The following is a 22,240-nucleotide window of genomic DNA, read 5'->3' on the forward strand; positions in this document are numbered from 1 at the left end:
TATAAGGTAACGTACTGTATACCTGCTTATATAAAGATCGCGTATTAGCTCCGGGTCGGATGCTTTCAAAACGGGTAGACCAATTTTTGGAAATTGCTTCAGCTTATCGATACCTTCTTGTAAATCTATCGCAATTCGACGGGCTGCGAACGGATTTTTAACCTCTACAAATTCCACCATTCTGCAGAGATCATCGACCGATTCCGGCGAGTACCTTATTTTCATGATTTAGGTGGCGATTTTCGATTATTGGTGCCCCAGCTATTCAGCCAAGCATTCACCTCCTCTTCATCAATAGATTTACCTGCCTTGATGGATTCAAGCGCTTCGAGGGTATCCTGCCACCTTGAATCCTCCAGGGACTGCCTCGCAAGAAATTCCTTAATAGCTTGATTTATAAGATAATTCTTACTCCTGTCAAGCTTTTTGGAAAGAACCTCCAAGGGTTTTTCCACGTCGTCAGCAATTCGAATACTCGTAACACCCATGACGCCCACTCCCAGTGTAGTGATATGTAATACATATTAGTGCAGCCAGGGCATCATGGCTAGACGAATTTATAACGTTTGGGTTAACCGGGGCCGCCACTGAGTCAGTCCGGCTTTTCCGGCCCGGAGCTTCTCGGGGGCCAGTTTAACCCATTGTTAGGGGCGGCGAGGGGCAGTAGAATTTCGATGGTAGCTATTTCTGGAGGTCCTATGACCGCTGAACCGTTACAGCGCGTGCGCTCCGAAGCCCTGACACTTTCGGAAGCTGAACGGGCGGAATTGGCCCATGATTTGATCAAGAGCCTCGATGCGCCCCGTGACAATGGGGTCGAGGATGCCTGGGAGCGTGAGATTTCTCGTCGAATCGGTGAGATCGATTCAGGGCAGGCTGAGCTGGTGGAGCGGTCAGAATTTCGTAGGCGTATCCGCGAAAGAATTGAGCGCGGATAGTGTTCCGGTTGCGAGTTCTCCGCCAGGCCTGGACGGCTTACACCTTGAATCGCCCCACCAGCACCTGTAGCTCCGCCGCCAACCGTGCCAGCTCGTCGCTGGCTCCGGCGATCTGACCGGCCCCGGAGGCGGTCTGATCCACGGACTGAGCGATATTGGAGATATTACGGTTGATCTCCTCGGACACGCTCGACTGCTCCTCCGCAGCGCTGGCGATCTGAGTGTTCATGTCATTGATGTTGCCAATGGAGCCCGTGATGGCCTCCAGCGAGGTCCCTGCCTTGCCGGCGTGGCTGACACTCTGCTGGGCTCTGCCCCGGCTTTCCTTCATCACCTGAACCGCGCTGGCCGCGTTGCCTTGCAGGCGCTCGATCATTTCCTGTATTTCTTTCGTGGAATCCTGGGTGCGCGTGGCCAGCGTTCGCACCTCATCGGCCACCACGGCAAACCCGCGCCCCTGCTCGCCTGCCCGGGCGGCTTCAATGGCGGCATTGAGGGCCAGCAGGTTGGTCTGCTCGGCGACGCCACGGATCACTTCCAGCACCCGACCAATACTCTCGCTGTCCTCTGAGAGACTATTGATGACTTGCGCGGCCCGTTCCACCTCTCGCCTGCAAGCCCCTCGATTGACTCGACCGTGAGACGGACCACCGACCGGCCCGCTTCCGCTTCCTCATGAGTGGAGGCCGCCGCATGGGCGGCATCGGAGGCGTTCCGAGCCACTTCCTGAACCGTGGCCGTCATTTCGTTCATGGCCGTGGCCACCTGGATTGAGGCCCCCGCGATTTGCTTCACCATCTGGTGGATCCTGTCCACGGAGGCGTTGAAGGCCTGCGCCCACCATGAGCAGAACGAGCAGGATGAGCCCGATCAAGCGGGCACGGATCGTCGTATCCTCTAGAATTTTCATGGGGATTCCAGTTCAGGGGTTGGGGCCTTTTCCCTATTTTAGACCTTTGGTCCGTATCCGATGATCGTCGATCAGGCTGTTAAGATGAGACGGAGAGAAATCCTCTGCCTATTTTCGCTGCAAGGGAGTCCCCCCCCCATGAACGACCATTACGATTTGATTGCCATCGGCGCCGGTAGCGGCGGCCTGTCCGTGGTGGAGCGCGCGGCCCGTTACGGGGCCCGCTGCGCCGTGGTGGAATCGGGGCCCCTGGGCGGCACCTGCGTGAATGTGGGCTGCGTGCCCAAGAAGGTGATGTGGTATGCCGCCGACATGGCCCATCGGCTGGATGACGCTCCGGGCTACGGCTTCAAGCTGGCCCGGGAGGGCTTTGACTGGAGCGAATTGGTGGGTGCCCGGGATGCCTATATCGAGGGTATCAACACCTGGTATCACACCTATCTTGCGGACTCGGGTGTGGATGAGATCCCAGGCCGCGCCCGTTTCGTGGACGCCCACACCCTGGAGGTGGATGGCCGGCGGGTGAGCGCGGATCACGTGGTGATTGCCGTGGGTGGTCAGCCCAGCGTGCCGGACATCCCGGGGGCCGAACTGGGCATCACCTCCGATGGATTTTTCCAGCTCAAGAGTCAGCCACGGCGCGTGGCCGTCATTGGGGCAGGGTACATCGCCGTGGAACTGGCGGGCATGCTGCGCGCCCTGGGTTCGGAGGTGTCCATGTACCTGCGCCGCGAGACCCTGCTGCGCCCCTTTGACCCCATGCTGCGGGACACACTGATGGAGCAGATGCTGGCCGACGGGGTGAATCTGTTCCCCAGCACCCAGGTGGGGCGGCTCATCGCCCACCCGGACAGCGTGGAGCTATTCTGCGACCAGGGCGAATGCCGCGGGGTCTTCGATCAGGTGATCTGGGCCACCGGCCGAAGCCCGGCCACGGACGACCTGAACCTGCACAATACCGGCATTCAACCCGACGATCAGGGGTATATCCCCACGGATCTCTACCAGAACACCTCGGTGGAGGGCGTGTATGCCATCGGTGACGTGACGGGGCGGGCCCAGCTGACGCCGGTGGCCATCGCCGCCGGCCGACGCCTGGCAGACCGGCTCTTCGGTGGCCAGACGGACCGACATCTGAGCTATGAGACCATCCCCTCGGTGATCTTCACCCACCCGCCCATCGGCACCGTGGGCCTGACCGAGGAGGAGGCGAGGGCGGCCCATGGTGAGGCGGTGAAGGTCTATTCCACACGATTCACCTCCATGTATCACGCCATGACCACTCATAAGGTGGCTACGGCCATGAAGCTGGTGACCGTGGGGGCGCAGGAGAAAGTGGTGGGCGTGCACATCATCGGCCCCGAGGCCGACGAGATGCTGCAGGGTTTTGCCGTGGCCGTGCGCATGGGGGCCACCAAGCGCGACCTGGATGATACAGTGGCCCTGCATCCCACCAGCGCGGAGGAGTTGGTGACCATGAAGTAAATCCTGGAACAGGAGTCTAACCATGATTCGAAGCTTTGAAGGTCACACACCCAGGATCGCCCCCTCCGCCTGGGTGGACGACAGCGCCCTGGTACTGGGAGACGTGGTCCTGGGTGCGGACAGCTCCGTATGGCCCATGTGCGTGCTGCGCGGGGATGTGAACCGCATCCACATTGGCGAATGCAGCAACATCCAGGATGGCTGTGTGCTTCATGTCACCCATGACGGCCCCTATACCCCTGGTGGTCAGGATCTGGCAGTGGGTAACGAGGTCACTGTGGGCCACAACGTCACCCTGCACGCCTGCCACATCCATGACCGGGTGCTGATCGGTATGGGCAGCGTGGTGATGGACGGGGCGATCATCGCCTCGGACGTGATTCTGGCCGCCGGCAGCCTGGTGTCGCCGGGCAAGGTACTGGATTCGGGGTATCTTTGGCGAGGCAGGCCGGCCCAGCGGGTGCGCCCCCTCACCCAGGAGGAACGGGACCATCTGCGCTACTCGGCCGAACATTATGTGCGCCTGAAGTTACGGCACGAGGGGCAGGGAAGGCCACCGGAAGGGATGGAGGTCTGAGCAGGGTCGGGCCCTTGTTGCCAGCCTCACCACCCTCACCCCAACCCCTCTCCCGCCAGCGGGAGAGGGGCTAGAAGTCCTCCCTCTCCATCCTCGGGGGAGGGGCTAGAAGTCCTGCCTCTCGATCCTCGGGAGAGAGGACTATGAGCTCCCTTCTCCCCTCGGGGGAGAAGGGTCGGGGATGAGGGGGAACGGCGGGCACGATCCTCCCTCGGATGGCACGGATCACTGGGTCAGCGGGATGAACGTCAGTTCCACGCGTCGGTTCTGAGCGCGACCCTGAGGCGTGTGGTTGTCCGCCACCGGACGATGCGGACCAAAACCGATGGTGTCCAGCCGTATCGGCGACACCCCCTGACTTTGCAGGTAACGGGCCACGCTGCGGGCACGCCGTTCGGACAGGCCCATGTTGTACTCCACACTCCCGGTACTGTCGGTGTGGCCAGCCACTTCCAGGGCGGTCTGATCGAATTCCTGGGCCACCTTGGCCACTGAATTGAGCACGTCATAAAACTGGGACTTCACCTCGTCACGGTTCACATCGAAGGTGACGTTACCCGGCATATTCAGCACCACGTTATCTCCCACCCGGGTCACGCTCACACCGGTACCATCCAGTTCGCGGCGCAGCTCCTGTTCCTGGCGGTCCATGTAGTTGCCCACGGCGGCACCCGCCAGGGCGCCAATGCCGGCACCGACCATGGCCCGCTTGGTGCGGTCGCGGCGGGTGGTGAGATTGCCCACCAGGGCACCAGCCACCGCCCCGATGGCCGCGCCCTTGGTGGAGGCACTGACCTTGTCCTCACGGGTATAAGGATCAATGGTGGTGCAGCCGGCCAGGGCCACCAGGGCCGCCACGGCAATGATCAGTAATGGATGACGCATGAAATACTCCCGTGCAATGCTCGATCAGGAGGCGGACCATCAAGGGCACGCCCCGGGTGTGTCAGTAAGTAACCGCCTGGACACCAGGCTACGACAGGCCTTATGAACCCATCATGAACGGGGACGCAAGGCCTCCATGACCGGGGCAGTGCGTGGGCGCTGACCACGCCAGATGGCGAAGGCCTCGGCCGCCTGCTCCACCAGCATGCCCAGGCCATCCCGCGTCCAGGCCGCCCCCTGTGCATTGCCCCAGCGCACGAATGCGGTAGGGGTGTCGCCGTACATCATGTCATAACAACCGGCACCGGGGGCCAGCAGGCCGGCGGGCAGGGGAGGGGTTTCATCGGAAAGCCCGGCGGCCGTGCCGTTGATGATCAGATCATAGGATTCAACCGCGAGTGCCCCCAGCCCGCCGCCGGAAACCGGCCCCAGATCGGCAAAATCCCGTGCCAGGGCCTGGGCCTTGGCGGCGGTGCGATTGGCAATATGCAGCCGTGCCGGCCCCTCGGCCAACAGGGGGGCCAGCACACCTCGCACCGCCCCTCCGGCCCCCAGCAACAGGATACGGCTGCCGGCCAGAGGGGTAGGCTGGCGCTTCAGATCCGCCACCAGCCCAAGGCCATCGGTGTTGTCCCCGTTGAGCCCGTCGGCGGTCACCGTGAGGGTGTTCACGGCACCGGCCCGCCGGGCCCGGTCGGTCAGGGTATCGGCCAGCTCGAAGGCATCGTGCTTGAAGGGCACGGTGACACTGAAACCCCGATACCCGGCGTCCACCAGTCGGCGGACCGTGCCGGAAAAGTCATCCTTCGGCGCCAGCACCGCCTCGTAGACCATGTCCTGAGCGGTCTGCCGGGCGAACAGGGTATGGATCCGCGGCGACTTGCTGTGACCGATGGGGTGTCCGATGACGGCGTAATGATCCATGGGCATGGCGGATCAGTCCATCCACTCCAGTGCCTGACGGGCGTAATAGGTGAGGATGCCATCGGCGCCCGCGCGCTTCATGCAGGCCAGCGCCTCCAGCACACAGGCCCGCTCATCGATCCAGCCATTCTGGCCGGCGGCCTTGAGCATGGCGTACTCGCCGCTCACGTGATACGCAAACGTGGGCACGCCGAAGGTCTCCTTCACACGACGGACGATGTCCAGATAGGGCATACCGGGCTTGATCATCACCATGTCGGCCCCTTCCTCCAGATCCATGGCCACTTCCTGCAGGGCCTCATCGGAGTTGTGGGGGTCCATCTGGTAGGTGTACTTGTTGCCGGCCCCCAGGTTGGCTGCCGATCCCACGGCATCACGGAAGGGACCGTAGAAGCTGGAGGCATACTTGGCGGAATAGGCCAGGATCCGGGTATGGATGTGACCGCCTTCCTCCAGGGCCTCGCGAATGGCGCCGATGCGGCCATCCATCATGTCGGAGGGGGCCACCACGTCAGCGCCGGCCTCGGCGTGGGACAAGGCCTGCTGGGTGAGCACGTCCACGGTCTCGTCGTTTAGCACGTAGCCGGTCTCGTCGATCAACCCATCCTGGCCATGGGTGGTGAAGGGGTCCAGGGCCACGTCGGTGATCACACCGATCTCGGGCACGGCGTCCTTGAGAGCGCGCACGGCGGTCTGGGCCAGCCCATTGGGGTTGTAGGCCTCGGCGGCATCCTCGCTCTTCTTCTCCATGGGCACCACGGGGAACAGGGCCATGGCCGGAATGCCCAGGCGGGCACTGACCTTGGCCTCTTCGATGAGCAGGTCGATGGACAGCCGCTCCACGCCGGGCATGGACGGCACGGGTTCACGCTGACCCTGGCCTTCCAGGACAAACACCGGGTAGATGAAATCGTTGGGCGTAACCATGCTCTCCTGCATCAAACGGCGGGAGAAGTCATCGCGCCGCATGCGACGGGGTCGAACCAGGGGATAGTAGCCTTTGAACTGGGACATTGATCACTCCACGCCTTGATCGGCTGTCTTGGGATGGGTTCAAAAGGGGCTCAGGATAGCCGATTTGTCCCGGCGGGGCACGGCGTGAGGTCACGCCGAAGTCGCGGCCCGGGCTGTTGCCACCGAGGGGGTGGCTCCCATCGCGATGACAAACCGGATATCCTTGCCCCCATGAATACAAATCCCTTCGAATCCGTCATCGTCGATACCGGCGAGAACCCGAAAACCTGCGTCATCTGGCTGCACGGCCTGGGGGCCGATGGCCATGATTTTGAGCCCATCGTACCCGAAATGCAGTTGCCGCCCGGCAAGCCGGTCCGCTTCATCTTCCCCCATGCACCGGTGCGGCGGGTCACCATCAACAATGGCATGCCCATGCGAGCGTGGTACGACTTCCGGGAACTGGCCCCGGGCGAGGGCGAGGACCACGGTCAGGTCGGAGAGGGGGTGGCCGCTGTTCAGGGCCTGCTCACCGAGGCGCGTCGCCATTATGACACGGTGCTGCTGGGTGGCTTTTCCCAGGGAGGCGCCATGGCCCTGCTGACCGGCCTGGTGGAAGGCCCGGCCCCGGATGCAGTCTTCGGACTGTCCACCTATCTGCCCGATGCCGCCAAGGCGGGCCTGAGCCTGTCCCCGCGGGCGGCCGGCCTGCCGGTTTTCATGGGCCATGGCAGCTTCGATCCCGTGATCCCGCCGGACTTCGGCCGCCACACCAGCCAAGCCCTGCGTACCATGGGCGTGAAACTGCAATGGCACGAATACCCCATGCCCCACAGCGTCTGCGCCGATGAGATCCGCGACCTGAGTCAGTGGATGGGGCCGTTCATTCAGGCTTAGCGGGCTTCCTTAGCGGGCTTCGTTTCCTGTGCTGCCGGGCCATCCAGCGGTGGCAGGTTGAAGGCGAAGGTGGCGCCAGCCCCTGGCTGGCTATCCACCCAGATACGCCCGCCCAGGTGCTGGATGATGTTCTTGCAGATGGCCAGCCCCAGGCCCGTTCCTTCGGGCTTTTCGGTGAGGGCATCCCCCACCTGCCGGAATTTCTCGAATAGGGTGGCCAGATCCTCGGTGGGGATGCCGGGTCCATTGTCCTCCACTTCCACCTTGACCCCTCCTTCCTCCTGGGGCGTGAGCCTGAGGGTCACGCGCCCGGTGTGGGAGGGCGTGAACTTCACCGCATTGGACAACAGGTTGATGATGACCTGCATGAGACGGTCCCGGTCCGTGTCCATGGGCACCGGATGATCGGGCAGATCCAGTTTCAGGTCCACTGCCTTGGTCTTGAAGAGCTGGGATGAGGCCGTGGCGGCATCGCTCAGGATCTCCACCAGATCGTAACGGCGGATGTACCAGCGCATGGCCCCGGATTCCAGCTTGGCCAGGTCCAGCACCTGATTGATCAGACGGGTGAGACGCTCGCTCTCACTGATGATGATACCCAGGAATTCCTGGCGCTTGTCCGGGTCCAGATCCCGGTTGTCATAGAGGATCTCGGTGAAGGAGCGGATGGAGGTCAGCGGCGTACGCAATTCATGGGTGACCGTGGAAATGAAATCATCCTTCATCCGATCCAGTTGCTTGAGTTGCTCGTTGGCAGCGCGCAACTCCCGGGTGGCTGTTTCCAGCTCCCGTGATTTGGCCTCCAGTTGCTGACTGTAAGCGATGACCTGGCTGGCCTCATCCAGGATCTCCATTACCTCTTCCAGGCTGACCACATCCCCCTTGGCCACATTGGAAACCATCACCCGCGCCGAGGCGGTACCAATGGAGCCTGCCAGCATGCGTTCACACAACTGAATCAGGTCCGAATCCGCCTCGTGCATCCGCGCCAGATCCAGGCCTCGACCACGGGCATAGTGTTCAAAGGCCCTGCGGGCCCGCTCCTCACCCACAAAGCGCTTGAGCAGGTCGAACAGGTCATCCACCGTGGCCGTGCCGCGCCAGAACCGGGAGATGCCGTAACGCTCGGCCGATAGCCGGAAGACATCCACGAACAGGTTAGCCTGGATGCGCTCCATGGTGCTCTGTTGAGTCAACAGGGAGACGGTGACATAAGCCCCCAGGTTCACCAGCATCGACCAGACCAGGGAATGCGTGATCTGATGCAACCCGGAAAGCCCGAACAGCGCATAGGGTTTGAGCAGTTCGATGCCCCAGGGCCCTTGAGTGATGAACGTGGCGGGCAGCCATCCGGCCTGGACGAAGGACGGTAGCAGCAGCGTGTACAACCAGATCACGAACCCCGCCGTCAGGCCCGCCAGGGCGCCCTTGCGTGTTGCCCCTTTCCAGAAAATGCCCCCGATCAGGGCCGGAGCAAACTGGGCCACGGCACAAAACGACACCAGCCCCATGCTGACCAACCCCACCATGTCACTGGTCACGCGCACATAGGTGTAACCCAGCAGGATGCCGATGAGGATGGCGCCACGGCGGATATACAGCAGCAACCGGGTGAGATCCCGACGTCGCTCCAGTCCCAGCCAGCGGATGCGCAGCAGGGCCGGCATCACCAGGTCGTTGCACAGCATGGTGGCCAGGGCCACGGTCTCCACGATGATCATGGCCGTGGCCGCCGACAAGCCACCCAGGAAGACAATCAGGGCCAGTAGCTGCATATCCTGGGACAAGGGCAGGGCCAGCACGAAGTTATCCGGGTTCATCTCACCATCTCCCAATACCAGCACGCCGGCAAAAGCGATGGGCAACACGAACAGGTTGATGAGGAACAGATACAGGGGGAACAACCAGGCCGCCTTGCGCACGTGGCTTTCGTCCACGTTTTCCACCACCGCCACCTGGAATTGTCGTGGCAGCACCAGAACCACCACCATGGCCAGCAGGGTGAAGGCGATCCAGTTGCCATAATCGGAGAGTTCCCCCACGTGGAAGAGCTCGACGAGCTGGGGATGGGCCGCTGCCTGACTGAACAGATCCCCCACACCGCCGAAGATCACGAAGGTGATCACCAGCCCCGCCAGCAGGAAGGCCACCAGCTTGACCACGGACTCGAAGGCAATGGCGGCCACCATGCCCGAGTGATGCTCCGAGGCGTCGATGTGGCGGGTACCGAAGAGGATGGCGAAGGCCGCCAGGATCAGGGCCACATAGAAGGCGTTATCAGCGTAGAAGGGCACGGTGTGGGCCAATTGCGAGGCCGCCACGTCAGGATAACTGACCATGACATGAAAGGTGTCGGACACCGCCCTGAGCTGCAGGGCGATATACGGGACCAACCCCACCAGGGCGATGATGGTGACCAGGCCACCCAGCAGCTGGCTCTTGCCATAGCGGGAGGCCACGAAATCGGCGATCGAGGTGATCCGGTTGACCTTGGAGATGCGCACCATCTTGCGTAGCACGATCCAGAACAGGGCGGCCATGAGGGTGGGACCCAAATAGATGGGCAGGTAGTGAATCCCGCCCTCGGCGGCCAGCCCGACGCTCCCGTAGAAGGTCCAGGAGGTGCAGTAAACAGCGATGGAAAGGGCATAGACATAGGGGCTATTGATGATGCTGCGCCCCTGATCCGAGCGCTTGTCTCCCCAGTAGGCAATCCCGAAGAGAATCAGCAGATACCCCAGGGAAACGCCAATGACCAACCCGATGTTCACGGCTCACGCCCCGGATCATGGGGGCGGTGATCCCCCGGCTCCTCATGGGATGAGCGGGCCACGATCAGCACGACCAGAACGATGAGCGCCAGCCAGGCCCCATAGAGATAAAAGAACAACGCCGGGATACCCAGGACAAAACCGTCCAGATCAAAGACGACCAGCAGGGGAGGGAAGAAGAGGGCAAGTCCTAGCATGAAGGCCGCTACATAGCGCTCGCGAGCACCGCTGGGCGGGGTCATGCGCGGATTCCGCTTGCCGTTCGCCGTCTTGCCAGACAGCGGCACGCGGGCCATGGCGGTCAGGCCCCCGCCGCCGAGCCGCTGCTGTTCTGATGGGTGATGCTGCGCTCACGCTGGCGCAGCTGGGCGGCCATGTTGGATGAACGCATGACCTCGCCGAAGGTCTTGAAGCCCTGGGATTGAAGCCGTTCCACCAGAGTCACCAACAGGTGGGCGGTGGCGATGGCGTCGCCCAGGGCCGTATGTCGGCCGGTGATCTGTATCCCATAACGTTCGATCAGGGCGTCCAGGGAGTGGTCCTCGTCTTCGTCCTCCACCATCACCGACAGCAGCAGGGTGTCCAGCACCGGGTTGTCGAAGCTGACACCGCAGCGCTTCTCCTTCAGGCTGATGAATTTCATGTCAAAGGCGGCATTGTGGGCCACCATCACAGCCTCGCCCACGAAGGTCTTGAACTGGGGCAGCACCTCGGTGATGGGGGGCTTGCCCTCCACCTGCTCATCGGTGATGCCGTGGAAACGGATCGAAGCGGGGGGAATGGGGCGGCCGGGATGGATCAGACGCTCGAAGGTCTCGCCACTGAGTACACGCCCCTTGACCACGCGCACCCCGGCAATGGAGATGATTTCGTCCCCGCCCATGGGGTCCAGACCGGTCATCTCACAGTCGAAGACCACGAAGGTGAGTTCGTCCAGGGGTGTGGCGGCCAGCTCCGGGTCCCCCTCGTGTTCGCGCATCAGACCAAAGTCATAGAATTCCGGACGCGGCGGCAGACGGTCGCCCTCGGGCAGGAACTGGGGCCGCTTGGGCGCGATCATGGGCAGGCGCAGCAGGGATTCCCCATTACGGCCGCATTCCTGGCTCCACAGCTCGATACCGTGGCGCTCCAGGACTTCGCGGATGGACTGATGGGCCAGTTCCTCGCCGCAGGAGCTGTCCAGCCAATTGTCCAGGGCGCTGGCCGGCACCGGAGGGCCTTCCCAGGAAAAGTCCATGTAGACGCGTCGATCTCCCAGCAAGGTTTCCACATAGAAGGTGTTCGCCCGGGAGAAACGCACCAGATGACGCAACAGTCGGTCGATCACCTGCACCAGCGAGAGACTGTCTCCCTGGATCCACAAGGGCTGTCCCACCGCCACCAGTTTCACCTCGGGCAGGTCTTCCAGACGCCGGGCCACGCAGTTGACCAGGTCGGTGCTCAGGAGGTCCGACATGGGGTAACGCCCCAGGGCGTGGCCACGGAACACATCGGCCAGTGCCTCCAGGTGCAGGCTCAGTTCCTCGCTCTCGGTGCGCAACACATGATCGAACTGGCGGCGTTTCTCATCGGGCATCTCCGGATGGGCCTCGATGGTCTCGGCCGCGGCGCGCAGATTAGCCACCCCACCGCGCAGATCCACCGTCAGGGCGCGGCGCACCGCATCCACCTGGGTCATCATCTCCAACTCGCTGGAGATGTCCACCAGGGTGATCAGATAGGCGCTGGTGTTGCCGTCCGGATCCAGGATCAGTGACATGCGCCCCTGCAGCATGCGGGTGGCGCTGACATCAGTGCATACAAAGGAGGCGGAGAGATCCTCACCACTGCCTTCGGCATCGCGGCGGCGCCACTCCAGTCGATCCAGGGTGTGCATCACCGGTGCACGGGAGATGACCTGAAACAGGGGCCGCCCCAAGCCCACCGCCTCCGGGGTCTCCAGAATGGAGACAGCAGACTGATTGTAGAGCAGCATCTGGTGATTGCGGTTGCACACCAGCACCCCCTCGGTAAGGCCCTGCAGGATCACCTCGAGCCAGCTTTTCTGCTCATTGATCTGGGCCGTGGCGGTGGCCATGGCGCTGCGCACCTCGCGCCGGGAACTACGCAGGGAGAGGGCCAGGGAACGCACCGACTCGGGCAGGTCACCCAGGGCATGATGAGGCGGAGTGGCCACCTCGGTGTCGGCATTGCGGGACTCCAGCAGTGCCCGCACATCACGGCTGATACGCCGTGCGGGGCGGAACACCAAGCGACGCACCATGAACCAGACCAGGTACACAGGCACTGCGAATGCAAGTGCCCCAATCAGCGGAGGCCCCAGCCACACGCGGGGGAACTGACCCTGCCCGACGGCCTCCCAATTGAATACGGTGACCAGGGCGGCATAGGCGAAAACCACCAGGCAGGCAAAGAGCAGGGCGATGAGGGTACGTTTATCCACAGGACCGTTTGCCTGGCTCGGATGCGGGTGCGTGGAACGCCCGGATCAGGCGCCACCTCCGGGCATGTAATCGCGGACCCGCGCTACCACCTCACGGGTGGAAAAGGGCTTGGTGATGTAATCATCAGCCCCCATGGCCAGCCCCTTCTCCTTCTCGATCTGCCGACCCTTGGCGGTGAGCATCAGAATGCGCACATCCTTCCATTCCGGATTGGCGCGGATGGTCTGGCAGACATCATATCCGTCCCGCTTGGGCAGCATGACATCCAGCAGGATCACCTGAGGGGGGCGCTCGCGCACCGCCTCCAGGGCCGTCTCGCCATCCCGGGCGACACGCACGTCGAAACCTGCCTCTTTCATCAAAAATTCCAGTGAGAGGACGATATTGGGCTCATCATCCACCACCAGTACGGATTGGGGTGCCATCTCCTCCTCCTTATATCCTCACCAGGCCGTTCGTCTCGATTCTGCCCATCAACCCTGGAGTCGGTGGGTGGGGGCCATTCAAGGGCCGCCCTGGGTGGACGAATCGACGTGTTTTGGTGTCTTGTCTTCTGGCGCGCGGGACTGAACCCGATGGTCTATTAACCTCTGGCTATAAGGTCAAAATAGCACAGCCGAAGGGGAGCGTCATGACAGGAACACACCCGGGCGTACTTTTCATGGCCTCGCGGCGCTCAGACCCCGGAGGCCAGACGGGCGCGGGCCTCACGGATACGCTCACGGACCTGGGCCGGCGCAGTGCCGCCATGCAGGTTGCGGGCAGCCACCGAACCCTGCAGGGTCAGCACCTGGAACACATCATCCTGAATCATGGAGGAAAATTGTTGCAGCTCCTCCAGGCCCATCTGGGACAGGTCACGCCCGGTTTCCACCCCCAGGCGCACGGCGCGGCCCACCACCTCGTGGGCATCGCGGAAGGCCATCCCCTTGCTCACCAGATAGTCGGCCAGATCGGTGGCGGTGGCAAAGCCGCCCCGGGCGGCGGCTTCCATGGCTTCGGCACGCACCTGAATGTGGGGCACCATGTCGGCGAAGGCGCGCAGGCTTCCGGCCAGGGTATCCACGGTGTCGAACAGGGGCTCCTTGTCTTCCTGATTGTCCTTGTTATAGGCCAGTGGCTGGGCTTTCATCAGGGTCAGCATGGCCACCAGATTGCCGTTCACCCGGCCGGTCTTGCCGCGCACCAGTTCCGGAACATCCGGGTTCTTCTTCTGGGGCATGATGGATGACCCGGTGCAAAAACGGTCGGGCAGGTCCACGAAACCGAACTGGGCACTGGCCCAGAGAATCAGTTCCTCGGAGAACCGTGACAGGTGGGTCATGATCAGCGCCCCGGCGGCGCAGAACTCGATGACGAAATCCCGATCGCTGACCGCATCCAGGGAGTTGTCGGATATCCGTTCGAACCCGAGGAGTTCAGCGGTGTAGTGACGATCCAGGGGGTAGGGGGTGCCGGCCAGGGCGGCCGAGCCCAGGGGCATGACGTTCACCCGCCGCCGGCAGTCCACCAGCCGGGCATGATCCCGCTCCAGCATCTCGAACCAGGCCATCATGTGATGGCCGAAAGTCACCGGCTGGGCCGTTTGCAGGTGGGTGAAGCCGGGCATGACAGTCTGAGCCTCACGCTCGGCCAGATCCAGCAGGCCCTGTTGGAGACGACGGATCTCGGCCAGGATGCCGTCGATGGCCTCGCGCAGGTAGAGGCGGATGTCGGTGGCCACCTGATCATTGCGGGAGCGCCCGGTGTGCAGCTTCTTGCCCACATCCCCGATGCGCTCGATCAGGCGGGCCTCCACGTTCATGTGGACGTCCTCCAGGCTCACGGACCAGTGAAAATCGCCGGCCTCGATCTGCGCCAGGATCTCCCCCAGACCCTGCTGGATCTGTTCGCATTCCGCGTCGCTGATCACCCCCACCCGGGCGAGCATGCGCGCATGGGCGCGCGAACCCTCGATATCGTGCCGGTAAAGGCGCTGATCAAAGCCCACCGAGGCGGTAAATGCCTCCACGAATTGATCGGTGGGCTCGGAAAAACGTCCGCCCCAGAGTTTGTCTTGTGCTGGCTTTTCGCTCATGGGTCATGCATGCCTTTGGGTCATTGGCGCGGAGTATACCATTGGGATACCGTACCCTGGAGGACGGCCCATGCAATGGATCCAAAGCCCATGAACTTCACCCCAAAACACTCGCAGGACGGGCGCAAAACGCCGGCGCGCCCTTTGTTTCTGCCAGACTTCTGCGAGAGTCGCACGGTCTTCGTGGTGGTGCTCATGGCACAGTTGCTGGCCTTCATCCTGGCCCTGGCATCCGAGCCCCGCCCCCAGGGCTTCTGGGTCAATCTGGCCCTGACCTCGCTGTTTGTGCAGTGGGTAGCCCTGGGCACGGTGTTCACCCTGTGCCTGAACCGCGGCTGGCTGCGACGTCTGCGCCCCCTCAATGCCGCGGTGGCCGCCTGGCTGATCATGCTGGCAGTCACCCTGGTGATGTCCGTCATTGCCCTGCATCTGTCGCATCGCCTGGGGTGGTACACCCTGGGCTCCGGCTTTCCCGTGGATGAATTTCTCATGCGGGCGCTGGCCGTGAGTGCCATTGTCTGCGCGGTGGCGCTGCGTTATCTGTATGTTCAGAAACAGTGGCAGGAGAATGTGGAAGCCGAGGCCCGCTCCCGGGTACAAGCCCTGCAGGCGCGCATTCGCCCACATTTTCTGTTCAACAGCATGAACACCATCGCCAATCTCACCCGCAGCCAGCCGGAGCAGGCAGAATCCACGGTCATGGATCTGGCGGATCTGTTCCGCGCCACCTTGTCCACCAAGGACAGCGTCACGCTCAACGAAGAGGTGGGCCTGGCACAACGCTATCTGCGGATCGAGGCCCTGCGCCTGGGGGATCGTTTGCAGGTGGAGTGGCGCATCGACGAATCGGTGCCCATGGATTACCCCATTCCCAGCCTGACCCTGCAACCCCTGGTGGAGAATTCCATTTACCATGGTATCGAGCCCCTGACCGAGGGCGGCACGGTGGCCGTGGAGATCCGACTGCGGGATCATTACCTGCACATCATCGTGGAGAACCCGCTGCCCCCGGAGAAGGAGCGCAATCAACGCCCCGGCAACCGCTTCGCCCAGGAGAGCATTCGCCAGCGGCTGGCGCTGGCCTATCGGGGCGAGGCGCGCATGGAAACGACCCAGAGCCGGGAACGCTATCGTGTGGATATCTCGCTACCCAGGAGGAAGTGATGAAGGTGTTGATCGTGGATGACGAGCAACCGGCCCGTGAGCGGCTCGCCTCACTGCTGGAGCAGATGCCGGAATACGAGGTGGTGGCCAATGCCTCCAATGGTCTGCAGGCGGTGCGGCTGGCGCAGCAACTGGAACCCGACATCGTATTGCTGGACATCCGCATGCCGGGGATGGATGGCCTGGAGGCCGCCAGCCACATTGCCGAGATGGAAACCCCGCCGGCAGTCATCTTCATCACTGCGTACGAGGGTCACGCCATCGAGGCATTCGAGACCCATGCGGTGGGTTACCTGCTCAAACCGGTGCGTCAGGAACGCCTTCAGGAGGCCCTGGAACAGGCCGGCCGGCCCAACCGGGCCCAACTGGGTCATCTTCAGGACTCCACTCATCAGGGCCGCACCCGCAGCCATATCTGCGCCCGGGTGCGCGGCAACCTGGAACTCATCCCCGTGGAGGGCGTGCATTATTTCCAGGCGGATCAGAAATATGTCACCGTGCGCCATGATGAGGGCGAGGTGCTGATTGAAGAGCCCCTCAAGGCCCTGGAAGAGGAGTTCAGCGAGGACTTCCTGCGCATTCACCGCAACGCCCTGGTGGCCAAAAGCCGTTTCGGCGGCATGGAGAAAAACAACCAGGGGGGCTTCGAAGTGGTGCTCAAGGACTCGGGAGAGCGCCTGGAGGTGAGCCGACGCCACGTGGCCGAGGTACGCCGCTTCCTCAAGACCCTTTAACACTGTTTTAAGCCATTGGGGAGAGAGACCAGGCCCTGGAAGATCCAATGACCGGGCCTGGGTCAAGTAAAGTTGACAGAGATCCGTCTGCCCCATGTGTTGAAAGGCAGACATAATGTATGGTTGCGTTGTACGATACCGCAAACCTTCAACACGGCCAGATTACGCGAGCTGCTACCCGCCCATGCCCAAGACTGAACTCAAGATCGCCACCCGGAAAAGCCCTCTCGCCCTGTGGCAGGCCGAGGAAGTATCCCGCCGGGTCAGAGCCCTGTTCCCGGATGTGCAGGTCACATTGGTGAAGATGTCCACCCAGGGTGACCGGATCCTGGATACCCCACTGGCCAAGGTGGGCGGCAAGGGTCTGTTCGTGAAGGAACTGGAAACCGGCCTGCTGGAGGGTGACGCCGACATCGCCGTACATTCCCTCAAGGACGTCCCCATGGAACTGCCCGAGGGCCTGGAACTGCCCATCATCCTGGACCGTGAGGACCCGCACGACGCCTTCGTGTCGAATCATTACACCTCCCTCGAGGAACTCCCCGAAGGCGCTCGCGTGGGCACCTCCAGTCTGCGTCGGCAAAGCCAGTTGCGGGCCCGATTCCCCAGCTTTCAGGTGCTGGACCTGCGCGGTAACGTGAACACGCGCCTTGCAAAGCTGGACAACGGCGACTACGACGCCATCCTGCTGGCCTCGGCCGGTCTCAAGCGGCTGGGATTTGGTGAGCGCATCACCCGGGTACTCAGCGCCGACGAGAGCCTGCCGGCCATTGGTCAGGGTGCCATCGGCATCGAATGTCGCTGCAATGACCCGGAGGTGATGGAGTTGATCGGCCCCCTCAACGACCCGGACACCCATGTACGGGTGACCGCGGAGCGAGCCTTCAACTATCGCCTCAATGGCGGTTGCCAGGTCCCCATCGGTGGCTACGCCGAGTTGCGCGACGACGGCACCCTGCACATGCGTGGCCTGGTGGGTGAGCCGGACGGTTCGCTGGTCTACCGGGCCAGCCTGGAAGGTCCGCGAGAGAAAGCCGCTGAGCTGGGCGTGGCCTTGGCCGAGCAACTGCTGCATGAGGGAGCCGGTCGCATCCTCAAGGATCTGGGCCTGAACCCCGCCGAGTTGTCCAAAAGTCAAAACCCGATGTCATGAGTTCAGCTGAAGCCAGGGCAACAGCACCCAGGGAAGGCGCCACGGACCCATTGCGGGGGGTGACCGTGATGGTGACCCGTCCAGCCCACCAGGCCGAGCATTTCTGCCACCTGGTTGAGGCCGCCGGAGGGCAGGCCTTGCGCTTTCCCACGCTGGAGATCAAGGAGGCGCATGACACGGCGGCCCTGGATGCCCTGATCGACAGGCTTGAAGACTTCCATATCGCGGTGTTCGTCAGCCCCAACGCCGTGAACCGGACCCTCAATCGGATCCATGGAAGAAGGCAAATGCCTTCGGGGCTGAAACTGGCCACTGTGGGCCGCAAATCGGCCCAGGCCCTGGAGCGGCTCGGCTATCAGGTGGACATCTGCCCGCCCAGCCGCTTTGACAGCGAGGCACTGCTGGAACAACCTGAATTGCAGGATGTGCAGGGTCGGGACGTGGTGATCTTCCGGGGTGACGGAGGGCGGGAACTGCTAGGTGCTACACTCACCGCTCGGGGGGCAAGGGTGACCTTCGTGGAGTCCTATCGTCGTGGCCTGCCGGATGCGGATACCGACCGGGTGTTGCGGCAATGGTCCCGTGGCGACATCCATGTGATTGCGATCACCAGCAGTGAGGGGCTGCGCAACCTCTACGAAATGGTAGGCAAGGTGGGGCAGTTCTGGCTGCGCGGCACGCCGATCGTGGTGGGCTGCGAACGCATGCTGGACACGGCCCGGGAGATGGGCTTCAAACAGACCCCAGTCGTGGCCGCCGACCCCAGCGACGAGGCCATGCTGGAGGCCGTGCAGAAATGGGCTGAAAAGAGGAAGCAAACTCATGAGTAGACAACGATCAAATCCAAAGGCCAAAGGCGGCGCCAAGCCAACGGCAACCGGGGCGGGCACCCCGGAAGAAAAGACGAAGACACGGAGCCGTGGTCAGGCCTCCGGTCACTCGCTGAGCGCCGCGGCCAAAAGGGATACGGTGGCCTATAACGCCGATTCCAAGGACAAGGACGCACTTTCCGGCCAGGTCGGCAACAAGCCCGCGGACCAGGCCGGGGCAGACAAAACTCAAACCCCAAAGCCCGAGGCATCAAAACCCGTGGACAATAAACCTGAAACCTCCAAAGCCGACTCGACAAAGAGCGGGTCCGACAAATCCGAACCAGTCAAGAGCACTGCGGCGAAGGCGACCGGGAGCAGCCCCGGCGCCGCCAAGCCGGCACCCGCTCAGGGCGGTGGTGGCGCGGGCCGTACGCCGCCGCCCCCGTCCGGTGGCCAATCCAGTGGCCGCAACAGCAAGCTGCCGCTGATCGTCGGTGGTGTCGCCGTGGTGCTGGCCCTGGGCATCGGCATGAACGCCTCGTCGAATGCCAACAAGGCCATGGAGATGGCCAATGAGGCCAATGACCGCTTGAGCAGCGCGCTGCGTGAGCTGGCCGAAATCGAGGAACGCACCCAGGCCCTGCCTGAAACCATCAGCCGCATGGAAACCCAGGTCAGTGAGCTTGAGGGTGACGTTCGCACCGAATTGGAGAAGGCCCTGGAAGAGGCCCGTACCGAACTGGCCAGTATTGAGGAGCGTCAGCAGCGCCGTCTCGAGACCCTGGAAGAGGGCCTGGGCGCCATTCAGAATGAATCCGAGCGTCCCCATCGCGAATGGCAGGCCGCCGAGGTCACGTACCTGCTCGGGATTGCCGATCATCGCCTGAACCTGATGGATGATCCCACGGGTGCCATCGCTGCGCTGAAGTCGGCCGATACCATGCTGCAAGCCATGGGCGATCCGAAGTACAGCGAGGTACGAGACGCCATCGCCGAGGAAATTGCTGCCCTGGAAGGCTATGAAGGCAGCAACGTGCAGGAGATCGTGGCTGCACTGGATGAGATCGTCGAGGAACTCAAACCCCTGCCGCTCCAGAAGCCTGAAACGGAATCCGGGGGTCGACTCTCCCTGGTGAACGGTGATGCTCCCAACGGCGATTCGCCCTGGTGGGAACGCGCCTATTACCAGGTGGTATCCGAACTGAACCAGCAAGTCACCGTGCGTCGTCATGATCAGGTCGTGCGTTCCATGCCGGATGCGGATGCGGAATTGTTCATGCGTCAGGCCCTGGCACTGCGTATCGAATCCGCCCGGTTGGCCGCCCTGCGCGACAACGAAGACGAATACCGCGAAAATCTCCAGAGTGCCCGCGCCATGCTGGCCGAGTATTTCGCCTCCGAGCCAGTCGCTCCTCTGATGAAGCGCCTGGAAGACCTGGAAAAACGTGATCTGCGCCCCGAGCAGCCTGAAATCGGCAAGTCGGCTGAACTGCTGGCTGAGCTGGAGGGTTAATCAATGAAATCTCTGATCGTCATCTTTCTCGTACTGATCGCCTCTGCGATCGCGACCCTGTTGTTCATGGAAGAGCCTGGCTACGTACTTTTCGCCTATGGCGACATGAGCCTGGAAACCAGCATGGCCTTCTACATCGTGGCCATGGTGGTCGTGCTACTGGCGCTCTACGGCGTGATCCGCTTCCTGGTGGGTCTGTTCGGTCTCCCGAGCAACATGAGCGCCCGCCGCAAGCAGAAGAAGGCCATGGTCTGCCAGAAGGGCCTGGCTCTGGGCATGGCGGAAATGACCGAAGGCCGCTGGAACAAGGCCGAAAAGCTGCTGGTGCAGTCGGCTCGCCGAGGTGATTCCCCCACCCTGAACTACCTGTCCGCGGCCCGCGCCGCTCAGGCTCAGGGTGCCTACGATCGCCGCGATGAGTACCTGCGTCAGGCCTCTCAGGCTGAAGCCGGCGCCGAAGTGGCCGTGGGCCTCACCCAGGCCGAGCTGCAACTGGACCATGGTGAGACCGGACCTGCCACCAGCACATTGCGCCACATGAATGACGTGGCCCCGGGCCATCCCCAATTGCTGCGCCTGCGGGCACGGCTCTATCGGGAAACCGGTGACAGCGCCTCGCTCCTCAACGTCCTGCCCGAGTTGCGCAAGGCCCGTGCCCTGGACAACAAGGACCTGGACGAGATGGAAGCCGAAGCATTCTCCGCGCGTGCCGCCGAACTGGCCGCCGCGGGCGACCTGGGCAAGCTGGAAGGTGCCTGGGTGAGTCTGCCCAAGACCTCCCGCAGCCGTCATGAACTGCTGGAGCCCTACGCCCGTGCGCTGATCAACCTCAATGAGCCGGATCGTGCCGAAGTGGTGCTGCGCAGCAGCCTGAAACAGCACTGGAATGAGCGTCTGATCCACTTGTATGGTCAGCTCACCGTCAACGATACCAATCGCGCCATCAGCGTGGCCGAAGGCTGGCTGCGCGAGCATCGCCGTGATCCAGTGCTGTTGCTGACCCTGGGTCGCCTTTGCAAACAAGGCAAGGCATGGGGCAAGGCCCGCGGTTATCTGGAGTCCAGCGTGAATGCCAAGCCCACCCCGGAAGCCTACCGTGAGTTGGGTGAAATCCTGGATCAGGTGGGTGAGGAAAAGCTGGCTCAGGATGCCTACCGCAAGGGTCTGCAGGTGGCCGTGGACGGCAGCCTGTCCGAGCCAGTGGTGCCGGTGGCGCCCCAGCCCGAAGCGGGCAAGCCTCTGCCCGGCCGTCGCCGCGGCAAGGTGGGACAGCCCCGACTGTCCAGCGCCTGATTGGGCGGGAATCCCGGCGCGGCACACAGACGGATCGTGTCGGGATTCCTGAAGGCCTGATGCAGATAAGGCAAGGGCCATCCGCGCAGGCGGATGGCCCTTTTTTCTGGGTAAAATCCGGGCGGCCTCCCCGGACACGACCACCGCTGAAACGGTATAGTCACACGACGTCAGTCAATCAGGAGAAGGACCATGAAACCGGTACTCATCATGGGCTGCGGCTATGTGGGAGAACGTGTGGGACATCGCATGGCTCACGAGGGACGGCGGGTCATCGGCGTGGCACGCCACCCCGAACGGGTGCGGGAACTGAAGGCCATGGGCTTCGAAGCCCTCCAGGCCGATCTGGATACCGGTGAGGGTCTGGACGTCCTGCCCCTGGCGGGCTGTCTCGTACTGCACAGCGTGCCACCCCCCAGTGAAGGACGAGTGGATCCGAGAACCGCCCGGTTCGCTGAATTGTGTCGACGGCAACCACCCGAAAAAATCGTCTACATCAGCACCACCGGAGTCTATGGAGACCAGGGCGGGGCTCAGGTGGATGATCTCACCGAACCCTCACCCATGACCGACCGGGGGCATCGGCGACTGGATGCGGAAAAGCGTCTGGGCCAGCTCATGGCTGAGGCCGGCATCCCGGTGGTGGTGCTCAGGGCACCGGGAATCTACGGTCCGTTCAGGCTTCCCGTGGCCCGTATCCAGGCAGGAG

At 62.7% G+C, this 22,240-nt stretch carries 21 protein-coding genes and 1 pseudogene; 11 read left to right on the plus strand and 11 right to left on the minus strand.

Going from position 1 to position 22,240, the window contains the following annotated elements:
• The coding region (locus LPW29_RS12415; protein ID WP_255705583.1) for a type II toxin-antitoxin system RelE/ParE family toxin at positions 1-225 on the minus strand (225 nt) is incomplete at its 3' end.
• On the minus strand, positions 222-488 hold the full coding sequence (locus tag LPW29_RS12420) for a CopG family ribbon-helix-helix protein (protein WP_238628278.1): 267 nt from the start codon (positions 486-488) through the stop codon (positions 222-224). The genes LPW29_RS12420 and LPW29_RS12415, both read right to left, overlap by 4 nt.
• A gap of 210 nt (positions 489-698) precedes the next feature.
• Between LPW29_RS12420 and LPW29_RS12425 the strand changes: the two genes are divergently transcribed.
• Positions 699-938, plus strand: a complete 240-nt coding sequence (locus LPW29_RS12425) for an addiction module protein (RefSeq protein WP_238628279.1) — start codon at positions 699-701, stop codon at positions 936-938.
• A gap of 37 nt (positions 939-975) precedes the next feature.
• Here LPW29_RS12425 and LPW29_RS12430 read toward each other — a convergent pair.
• A pseudogene (locus LPW29_RS12430) lies at positions 976-1,775 on the minus strand (methyl-accepting chemotaxis protein); the annotation flags it as partial.
• 211 nt (positions 1,776-1,986) lie between these two features.
• Between LPW29_RS12430 and gorA the strand changes: the two are divergent.
• Complete coding sequence (gorA, locus tag LPW29_RS12435; protein WP_238628280.1) at positions 1,987-3,333, plus strand: glutathione-disulfide reductase; 1,347 nt, start codon at positions 1,987-1,989, stop codon at positions 3,331-3,333.
• Positions 3,334-3,355: 22 nt separating this feature from the next.
• Positions 3,356-3,910: a gamma carbonic anhydrase family protein gene (locus tag LPW29_RS12440; RefSeq protein ID WP_238628281.1), complete on the plus strand. Its 555-nt coding sequence runs from the start codon at positions 3,356-3,358 to the stop codon at positions 3,908-3,910.
• 225 nt (positions 3,911-4,135) lie between these two features.
• Here LPW29_RS12440 and LPW29_RS12445 read toward each other — a convergent pair whose 3' ends face one another.
• The 3 genes from LPW29_RS12445 to hemB form a co-directional block, all read right to left on the minus strand.
• Complete coding sequence (locus tag LPW29_RS12445) at positions 4,136-4,795, minus strand: OmpA family protein (protein WP_238628282.1); 660 nt, start codon at positions 4,793-4,795, stop codon at positions 4,136-4,138.
• 111 nt (positions 4,796-4,906) lie between these two features.
• The gene (gene aroE, locus LPW29_RS12450) at positions 4,907-5,719 is read right to left on the minus strand and encodes a shikimate dehydrogenase (protein WP_238628292.1); all 813 of its coding nucleotides are present in this window, start codon (positions 5,717-5,719) and stop codon (positions 4,907-4,909) included.
• A 12-nt stretch (positions 5,720-5,731) separates the two neighbouring features.
• Positions 5,732-6,733 carry a porphobilinogen synthase gene (hemB, locus tag LPW29_RS12455; protein WP_090254951.1) on the minus strand — a complete coding sequence of 334 codons (1,002 nt, stop codon included), beginning with the start codon at positions 6,731-6,733 and terminating at the stop codon, positions 5,732-5,734.
• Positions 6,734-6,904: 171 nt separating this feature from the next.
• Between hemB and LPW29_RS12460 the strand changes: the two genes are divergently transcribed.
• Positions 6,905-7,570, plus strand: coding sequence for an alpha/beta hydrolase (locus tag LPW29_RS12460; RefSeq protein WP_238628283.1), 666 nt, complete (start codon positions 6,905-6,907; stop codon positions 7,568-7,570).
• On the opposite strand, the gene LPW29_RS12465 is transcribed toward LPW29_RS12460, so the two are convergent.
• The 5 genes from LPW29_RS12465 to argH form a co-directional block, all read right to left on the minus strand.
• Positions 7,567-10,341 carry an ATP-binding protein gene (locus tag LPW29_RS12465; RefSeq protein ID WP_238628284.1) on the minus strand — a complete coding sequence of 925 codons (2,775 nt, stop codon included), beginning with the start codon at positions 10,339-10,341 and terminating at the stop codon, positions 7,567-7,569. The genes LPW29_RS12460 and LPW29_RS12465 overlap by 4 nt on opposite strands.
• Positions 10,338-10,583 (minus strand): hypothetical protein, encoded by a 246-nt coding sequence (locus LPW29_RS12470; RefSeq protein ID WP_143050477.1) that lies wholly within the window; start codon positions 10,581-10,583, stop codon positions 10,338-10,340. The genes LPW29_RS12465 and LPW29_RS12470 overlap by 4 nt, the downstream gene beginning before the upstream one ends.
• A gap of 59 nt (positions 10,584-10,642) precedes the next feature.
• Positions 10,643-12,784: an exonuclease domain-containing protein gene (locus LPW29_RS12475; RefSeq protein WP_238628285.1), complete on the minus strand. Its 2,142-nt coding sequence runs from the start codon at positions 12,782-12,784 to the stop codon at positions 10,643-10,645.
• A gap of 45 nt (positions 12,785-12,829) precedes the next feature.
• Entirely contained in the window at positions 12,830-13,210 is a 381-nt protein-coding gene (locus LPW29_RS12480) for a response regulator transcription factor (RefSeq protein WP_090254961.1), read from the minus strand.
• A gap of 251 nt (positions 13,211-13,461) precedes the next feature.
• The gene (gene argH, locus LPW29_RS12485) at positions 13,462-14,862 is read right to left on the minus strand and encodes an argininosuccinate lyase (RefSeq protein ID WP_238628286.1); all 1,401 of its coding nucleotides are present in this window, start codon (positions 14,860-14,862) and stop codon (positions 13,462-13,464) included.
• 90 nt (positions 14,863-14,952) lie between these two features.
• On the opposite strand from argH, the gene LPW29_RS12490 reads away from it, so the two are divergent.
• The 7 genes from LPW29_RS12490 to LPW29_RS12520 all read left to right on the plus strand — a co-directional run.
• Entirely contained in the window at positions 14,953-16,026 is a 1,074-nt protein-coding gene (locus LPW29_RS12490) for a sensor histidine kinase (protein ID WP_090254965.1), read from the plus strand.
• Positions 16,026-16,760 (plus strand): LytR/AlgR family response regulator transcription factor, encoded by a 735-nt coding sequence (locus tag LPW29_RS12495; RefSeq protein WP_238628287.1) that lies wholly within the window; start codon positions 16,026-16,028, stop codon positions 16,758-16,760. Before LPW29_RS12490 ends, LPW29_RS12495 begins: the two co-directional genes overlap by 1 nt.
• 184 nt (positions 16,761-16,944) lie before the next feature.
• Complete coding sequence (hemC, locus tag LPW29_RS12500; RefSeq protein ID WP_090254970.1) at positions 16,945-17,913, plus strand: hydroxymethylbilane synthase; 969 nt, start codon at positions 16,945-16,947, stop codon at positions 17,911-17,913.
• Positions 17,914-17,981: 68 nt separating this feature from the next.
• The gene (locus LPW29_RS12505) at positions 17,982-18,743 is read left to right on the plus strand and encodes a uroporphyrinogen-III synthase (protein ID WP_238628288.1); all 762 of its coding nucleotides are present in this window, start codon (positions 17,982-17,984) and stop codon (positions 18,741-18,743) included.
• Positions 18,736-20,238, plus strand: a complete 1,503-nt coding sequence (locus LPW29_RS12510; protein ID WP_238628289.1) for a uroporphyrinogen-III C-methyltransferase — start codon at positions 18,736-18,738, stop codon at positions 20,236-20,238. Before LPW29_RS12505 ends, LPW29_RS12510 begins: the two co-directional genes overlap by 8 nt.
• A gap of 3 nt (positions 20,239-20,241) precedes the next feature.
• The gene (locus LPW29_RS12515) at positions 20,242-21,531 is read left to right on the plus strand and encodes a heme biosynthesis HemY N-terminal domain-containing protein (RefSeq protein ID WP_238628290.1); all 1,290 of its coding nucleotides are present in this window, start codon (positions 20,242-20,244) and stop codon (positions 21,529-21,531) included.
• Between the two features lie 192 nt (positions 21,532-21,723).
• The coding region (locus LPW29_RS12520) for an NAD-dependent epimerase/dehydratase family protein (protein ID WP_238628291.1) at positions 21,724-22,240 on the plus strand (517 nt) is incomplete at its 3' end.

Source organism: Ectothiorhodospira sp. 9100, from assembly GCF_022227565.1.
GTDB classification, from domain to species: Bacteria; Pseudomonadota; Gammaproteobacteria; order Ectothiorhodospirales; family Ectothiorhodospiraceae; genus Ectothiorhodospira; species Ectothiorhodospira marina.

Excerpts from the sequence above, each read along its gene's own strand:
- LPW29_RS12495 (WP_238628287.1), top strand. The coding sequence starts at position 16,026 with ATGAAGGTGTTGATCGTGGATGACGAGCAACCGGCCCGTGAGCGGCTC.
- LPW29_RS12515 (WP_238628290.1), top strand. The coding sequence starts at position 20,242 with ATGAAATCTCTGATCGTCATCTTTCTCGTACTGATCGCCTCTGCGATC.
- LPW29_RS12420 (WP_238628278.1), bottom strand. The coding sequence starts at position 488 with ATGGGTGTTACGAGTATTCGAATTGCTGACGACGTGGAAAAACCCTTG.
- aroE (WP_238628292.1), bottom strand. The coding sequence starts at position 5,719 with ATGGATCATTACGCCGTCATCGGACACCCCATCGGTCACAGCAAGTCG.
- LPW29_RS12425 (WP_238628279.1), top strand. The coding sequence starts at position 699 with ATGACCGCTGAACCGTTACAGCGCGTGCGCTCCGAAGCCCTGACACTT.
- hemB (WP_090254951.1), bottom strand. The coding sequence starts at position 6,733 with ATGTCCCAGTTCAAAGGCTACTATCCCCTGGTTCGACCCCGTCGCATG.
- LPW29_RS12460 (WP_238628283.1), top strand. The coding sequence starts at position 6,905 with ATGAATACAAATCCCTTCGAATCCGTCATCGTCGATACCGGCGAGAAC.
- LPW29_RS12490 (WP_090254965.1), top strand. The coding sequence starts at position 14,953 with ATGAACTTCACCCCAAAACACTCGCAGGACGGGCGCAAAACGCCGGCG.
- LPW29_RS12480 (WP_090254961.1), bottom strand. The coding sequence starts at position 13,210 with ATGGCACCCCAATCCGTACTGGTGGTGGATGATGAGCCCAATATCGTC.
- gorA (WP_238628280.1), top strand. The coding sequence starts at position 1,987 with ATGAACGACCATTACGATTTGATTGCCATCGGCGCCGGTAGCGGCGGC.
- LPW29_RS12505 (WP_238628288.1), top strand. The coding sequence starts at position 17,982 with ATGGTGACCCGTCCAGCCCACCAGGCCGAGCATTTCTGCCACCTGGTT.
- argH (WP_238628286.1), bottom strand. The coding sequence starts at position 14,862 with ATGAGCGAAAAGCCAGCACAAGACAAACTCTGGGGCGGACGTTTTTCC.
- LPW29_RS12510 (WP_238628289.1), top strand. The coding sequence starts at position 18,736 with ATGAGTAGACAACGATCAAATCCAAAGGCCAAAGGCGGCGCCAAGCCA.
- LPW29_RS12470 (WP_143050477.1), bottom strand. The coding sequence starts at position 10,583 with ATGACCCCGCCCAGCGGTGCTCGCGAGCGCTATGTAGCGGCCTTCATG.
- hemC (WP_090254970.1), top strand. The coding sequence starts at position 16,945 with ATGCCCAAGACTGAACTCAAGATCGCCACCCGGAAAAGCCCTCTCGCC.
- LPW29_RS12445 (WP_238628282.1), bottom strand. The coding sequence starts at position 4,795 with ATGCGTCATCCATTACTGATCATTGCCGTGGCGGCCCTGGTGGCCCTG.
- LPW29_RS12440 (WP_238628281.1), top strand. The coding sequence starts at position 3,356 with ATGATTCGAAGCTTTGAAGGTCACACACCCAGGATCGCCCCCTCCGCC.